The 5847-nt window shown below is 41.5% G+C and carries 5 protein-coding genes; 3 read left to right on the forward strand and 2 right to left on the reverse strand.

What is annotated here, in order from left to right; all coding sequences use genetic code 11:
- Positions 1–106: 106 nt before the first annotated feature.
- Together V7K60_RS06630 and V7K60_RS06635 are read right to left on the reverse strand one after the other, a co-directional pair.
- A complete protein-coding gene (locus V7K60_RS06630) occupies positions 107–925 on the reverse strand; it encodes an ABC transporter permease (protein WP_334923970.1) in 819 nt (272 codons plus the stop codon).
- The gene (locus tag V7K60_RS06635; RefSeq protein WP_334923972.1) at positions 922–1827 is read right to left on the reverse strand and encodes an ABC transporter ATP-binding protein; all 906 of its coding nucleotides are present in this window, start codon (positions 1825–1827) and stop codon (positions 922–924) included. The genes V7K60_RS06630 and V7K60_RS06635 overlap by 4 nt, the downstream gene beginning before the upstream one ends.
- Positions 1828–2487: 660 nt before the next feature.
- On the opposite strand from V7K60_RS06635, the gene V7K60_RS06640 reads away from it, so the two are divergent.
- The 3 genes from V7K60_RS06640 to V7K60_RS06650 all read left to right on the forward strand — a co-directional run bounded on the left by V7K60_RS06640 (position 2488) and on the right by V7K60_RS06650 (position 5799).
- The gene (locus tag V7K60_RS06640; RefSeq protein ID WP_334923977.1) at positions 2488–3228 is read left to right on the forward strand and encodes an RNA methyltransferase; all 741 of its coding nucleotides are present in this window, start codon (positions 2488–2490) and stop codon (positions 3226–3228) included.
- Between the two features lie 174 nt (positions 3229–3402).
- Complete coding sequence (locus V7K60_RS06645; RefSeq protein ID WP_334923979.1) at positions 3403–4977, forward strand: serine hydrolase; 1575 nt, start codon at positions 3403–3405, stop codon at positions 4975–4977.
- Between the two features lie 375 nt (positions 4978–5352).
- Positions 5353–5799, forward strand: coding sequence for a hypothetical protein (locus tag V7K60_RS06650; RefSeq protein WP_334923981.1), 447 nt, complete (start codon positions 5353–5355; stop codon positions 5797–5799).
- The last annotated feature ends 48 nt before the right edge of the window (positions 5800–5847 follow it).

Raw genomic sequence — 5847 nt, forward strand, 5'->3', positions numbered from 1 at the left:
TTCAACAGCAAGATTTGATTCAAGGCTTAACTGGTTTTCATTGGTGGATTCAAATCGAGGCTTAATCATAAGTAATTTACCGAACATGATATTACGAATTATTGACTCATCCTCCCTGAATTACAAGCTTTCTGATGCCATGTTTCACAAGGACACGCCCAAGAATAATAATGGCAGCTATCCAAAAAGTTTGATGCAGCAAAACATTAAACAGGGCATTTGGTTGAAGATTACCAGTAAAAAGACGAAAAGGTTTGTCGATTAGTCCTGAAAAAGGAAGTGCATTCAAAAAAGGCTTGCTCCACTCAGGAAAAAGTGGCAAAGGAACAATCATGCCAGAGAAGATAGTAACAAGAGTAGGTAGAATACTATTAATTCCCTCACCCGAAATTGTCCACATCATTGATACAGTAAGAAGCATAGTCAATGCAGAGGAAAGTAAAATTGCACCAATGAAAGAGAGAAAAAAGGCAACAAAAGAAGCAAAGGAGGGTGGAACAGAAAGCGACCATTCATAAAACCCAAAAAGGGGAAAAATAAAAATTGTGACACCAAGAAGCGGAATAGCACGAAGTATTAGGGGCGTTGTGCGAAGTGCCAAAGCGCGAGTAAACCAAAAATTATAAAGGTCTGTGGGTCGGAGAAGATCGTATCCTACAGCACCAGATCGTATGAGTTCTTGAATATCTCTATCACCTCCCCAAGGGACAATCGCCATCAAAAACGCCTGTCCCAGCCACACATATCCTACAGCTTGTTGAAAAGTCATAGGTTGAGCAGAGGTTGTATGAGTAAAGAATGCTTGTAAAACCATTACTTTTACTAAACCCCAAAAAAGCTGAGTTACAACGCCTCCCAAAGCAGCAGTACGGTATTGCAACAGCAGTGTAAATCTAGCAACAAATAGTGACCAATATGCTTTCATGGGACAATTCCTGCTGAAATTGCATAAAGTTCAGCAACTATCTCTTCAATGGGTGGATTTTCTACAAAAAGATCCTCTACTTCATGTTGTGAGGTAACTTGGCTAATCAAAGACGCAGCAGAAAGCTTTGTGGGATCGAAGGCCAGAGTTACAGTGCGATTTTCTTTAGAGATAATACTGACTCCTTCTTCTTTAAAGAAGAAATCATCGTTTGCTAGGTCGATTCTTAAGTAACGACGCGAGGAAACTTGAGAACGCAGTGCTGCTAGAGTTCCATCACAAAGGATCTCACCTCCACCAATAATAATTATGCGATCGCACAATGCCTCGATATCATCCATATCATGGGTAGTCAGGATGGTGGTTACTTGATGAGTTTTATTCAGCGCTTTGATAAATTTTCTGACTGCAAGCTTTGAAACTGCATCAAGCCCGATGGTGGGTTCATCAAGAAAAAGAATTTCCGGTCTATGAAGCATTGCGGCTGCAAAGTCACATCGCATCCTTTGACCAAGGCTTAACTGCCTCACCGGAGTCGAGAGAAAGCTTCCAAGACCAAGCAGATCAATCATTTCTTCGCGTGTCTGGCGATACTCTGATTGGGGAACGCGATAAATATCGCGCAGCAAATCGAAAGACTCAATCACTGGCAAATCCCACCAGAGTTGTGTTCTTTGACCAAATACTACACCAATACGATTAACGTGCTTGATTCGATCTTTCCAAGGAGTTCGTCCACCAATTAGGCATTTTCCACTGGAAGGTACGAGAATACCGCTTAAAATTTTAATCGTAGTCGATTTACCAGCTCCATTTGGGCCAATGTATCCTACAAGTTCACCCCGCTCCAGGGAAAACGAAACTCCTTTGAGGGCATAAACTTGTTTAGTTTTTCGCTGCATAAGCCCTCGTATTGAACCGAAAAGCCCAGAGGAACGTTCAGACACAAAGAAAGTCTTCCTAAGATTTTCGACCAGAATATGAGACATATTTTGTTAGTTTGTTATCACTTGCAGAAGTGTTTTTTACCTAGAATACATCTACTAAGCTGATGCGCGTCTAGATTGTACATTGCAATCGTTAATATTGTCTTTTAAAATACAAATGACTGATGACAACCCTCTCCTGAAGGAGACGCTGCGCGAACACAAGTAAATATCCAATTTAAATGCGTGACAGCTTAACCAGTTTTCAATACTCTGACTGCAAATGAATAAAGCTATTTTGAGGTTGTCGGTAAGGTAAACGGCATAAAATAGTTAATATGTTAACTATCTAGTTCAGTAATCAGCCTTGTTCTGACTATAATGAATACGGTTTCCCTGGTGGGAATGCGCTCGTGCTGCAAGCCATTCTCGGACGGGAGCCACGATCACTTCAGCAGTACATCCACGAACTTGCAGAGCGATATATGCATTAGAGTCTCTATAGATAGATAACTATATGCTGACGCAGGCATTCACTTACACAGTTAAAATGATTTCAAGGAAACTCTTCAGCAGAACCACGACGCTGAAAATTAGCCTGTAAGTATTATCTGGTGCGATCGCAGGAGGCAAAAAATGGGCTTGGCTGGATTAAGAATTGTGTTGGTAGAACCAGCTGGGCCGATAAATATCGGTGCGATCGCCAGAGTAATGAAAAATTTCGGGCTATATAATTTAGTATTAGTGAATCCCCAATGCGATCCGTTATCGACGGAAGCTTTGATGATGGCTGTTCACGCTCAGGAAATTTTAGAATCTGCGGTATTCGTGGCGACCTTACCAGAAGCATTGCATGGATGTGTACGGGCGATCGCTACCACTGGTCGCGTTCGCAGTTGGGAAACACCTTTAGAAAATCCTCGCACTGCACTACCCTGGTTACTAGAGGAACCAGAAAAACCTACAGCACTGATTTTTGGCAGAGAAGACCGGGGATTAAGCAATGAAGAATTAAATTATGCACAGAGGTTTGTTGGCATTCCCACAAGTCAAGATTATGTCGCCCTGAATTTGGCTACTGCTGTAGCAATTTGTTGTTATGAATTGTCACAATGTGCCCAACAACTTGACACTCAAACTTTACCTCAAACTGAACTCGCACCCTTAGATGTTATGGAAGGATACTACCAGCAATTAGAATCAATATTACTGAAAATTGGTTATGTATATCCCCATACGGCAGCTAGTCGTATGGGAAAATTTCGCCAATTGTATAATCGCGCTCACTTGAAAACTGGGGAGGTAGCCATGCTGCGAGGAATTTTGCAGCAGGTAGAATGGGCCCTGAAAAACCAGAAGAATAGTGAAAACTTGTAATTATTCGTTTAATATATACGCAATCATCTCCCCAAAATAATTAATATGGCTTAAACTAAACACAAAAATGCTACTTAGTGGCAAAGTGGAATTTGAGTATTAATATTGCTTAAAGATTAAGTTTGGGGTCAAGAGTCTGCAAGAAAACAGTCAAGTGGGTCACAAGGAGTAACGGTGTCAGAATCAAGTGGCGAACTAACAGCTTTCTCGCGGCGTCAACCCTTAAATCGCCGCCAGCAGCCACAAAAAGTTCAAAAAGTGGTAAAAAAGAGAGTTAAAGCTAACAGTCAGCAGCAAACAACAAATGGATCTGATGGGGCATTAACACGCCCAAAAAATCAAATCAGTCCTCCCCCAATCCCTGGCGCTACACGTAGGGTAAAATCGGGGTTAGTCATGCCAACGGTAGTAAAACCAATACCTAGTGTCAAGGGAAAAATTCCTCCCTTCCGACCAGGTGCTGTGATGGTTAAAACAGTGCGGATGGAAAAGCCAAAAACAGGCAGACGCTCATCGCGGAAAACCCGGTTAAAGCCAATGGCCAAAACCATATTGTATGTTTTGCGGTTGTTGATTGTGGGTGTTGGGATGGGTGCAATTGTGGGCACGGTGTTGTCAGTATTAGACCCATCCAATCGCATCAGTACGAACTCGGCGTCGCAATCTAATAGTAATGTTAATAATGTGGCGCGATCGCAGCCACAACCTACCCAAACTCCCCCAAACGCAGCTTCAAGTCTGTATTTATCTCAGGAAATTACCTCTTTGAAAAATGCCGTGCAAAATTTGGCGGCCACCAACCCAAATCTCACACCTGGAATTTTCTTAGTAGATTTAGATACTGGTAATTATGTAGATATCAATGCCTCTACCAGTTTTCCAGCGGCTAGCACGATTAAAGTGCCGATTCTGATTGCCTTTTTCCAGGATGTGGATGCAGGAAAAATTCGCCTAGATGAAATGCTGACTATGCAACAGGATATGGTAGCTGGCGGTTCGGGAAATCTGCAATACAAACCACCGGGAACTCAGTACGCCGCTTTGGAAGTCGTCACTAAAATGATTACAATCAGCGATAACACAGCGACAAATATGCTGATTGCCCGACTGGGAGGAATGGACGTTTTAAACCAACGTTTTCGTAGTTGGGGATTGACAACCACAACAATTCGTAATCAACTCCCAGATTTACAAGGGACAAATACCACTAGTCCCAAGGAACTAGGGAATTTAATGGCGATCGTCAGTCAGGGAAATTTAGTCAGTATGCCATCACGCGATCTCATGCTTGATATCTTGCGTCGCACCCAAAAAGACACTCTGCTGCCATCAGGTTTGGGAACAGGTGCAAGAGCATACCACAAAACGGGTGATATCGGCACAATGTTGGCAGATGCAGGTTTAATTGTGGTTCCAACTGGCAAGCGCTACATAGCTTCCGTCATGGTACAACGCCCAGCAAACGATCCTCGTGCCGAAAAATTGATTAGCTCAATTTCTCGTGCAGCCTACCAAGAGTTTAGCCAAAATCCTGTTACACCTAACGCCACTACAAACACAGTACCCGCAAATGGTTATCAGCCCCAGGTGGCGAATCCTGCTTTACCTAACGGTACAACAGGCACTGTGCCCATGAGCATTTATCAGCCTCCTGTTGTCACTCCTGTACCTAACGGCATGGGAAGTACAGTACCAACAAACGGTTATCAATCTCCAGTTATGAATCCTCAGTATTACCCTCAAAGATAATTCGTAATTTGTAATACTCGCCTCCGGCAAGAAGCAAGCTACGTAATTCGTAATTAAAAATAGTTTTATTTCTCTTTTCAATAACGGTAATTCCGTTATAAGCGGGATTTAAATATTTATTTAAATAATAATTATGAATTATAAATTTTTTAATTGCAAGTCTACGATCAACTCAAAAGTATGTAAATGAACTCTGAACTATAGTTGATTGCCTGTCAACCTCACCCAATTGAGAGTAAAGGTTTTAACCTTAATGCAACTCTGCTGTATAGCTGCACAATTGAACACATTCATTTGGCAATGAATGATTTTGTAGAATTTTTAGAATTTATCAATCAACAGCTTTACAGTAAATAAATAAAACGTCTTGAGGTGATGATGCCAGCCAACTTTAGTAGTATGGTTGGAGAATTTATGATTTCAAATATTCCAAAATACTGCTCTAACCTGGTCAAAAACCAATATCATAATGGACATCCTGACTTAATTCTAGCAGGAATGGTTCCGAAAAACTCTGCACAGCATTCTCATATTGGGATTGAAGTAAAAGCTTCTCGTTATCAAAGTGGATGGCAAGGTCATAATTCCGAAGATACTTGGCTTATGGTATTTGTTTTTGATAGTAACCGTCCTAGTGATGCTGTTCAAGGTATTGAGCCAAAGCCCTTTTGTTTTTTTAAGGTTGTTGGTGCAAGCCTCACAAAAAATGATTGGTCATTCTCTGGTCGTTCGGAAATTAGTCGCAGAACAATAACTGCTAGTGTTACTAAATCTGGTTATAGCGGTATGCATTTGAATGAGATACGAACTTGTGTACTATAGGTCTGATTTACTGAATTCAAGAGTGACTTGGAAGACCTGATACTGGCT

The organism is Nostoc sp., assembly GCF_036917555.1.
Lineage (GTDB): Bacteria > Cyanobacteriota > Cyanobacteriia > Cyanobacteriales > Nostocaceae > Nostoc.

Excerpts from the sequence above, each read along its gene's own strand:
- V7K60_RS06630 (WP_334923970.1), bottom strand. The coding sequence starts at position 925 with ATGAAAGCATATTGGTCACTATTTGTTGCTAGATTTACACTGCTGTTG.
- V7K60_RS06635 (WP_334923972.1), bottom strand. The coding sequence starts at position 1,827 with ATGCAGCGAAAAACTAAACAAGTTTATGCCCTCAAAGGAGTTTCGTTT.
- V7K60_RS06640 (WP_334923977.1), top strand. The coding sequence starts at position 2,488 with ATGGGCTTGGCTGGATTAAGAATTGTGTTGGTAGAACCAGCTGGGCCG.
- V7K60_RS06650 (WP_334923981.1), top strand. The coding sequence starts at position 5,353 with ATGATGCCAGCCAACTTTAGTAGTATGGTTGGAGAATTTATGATTTCA.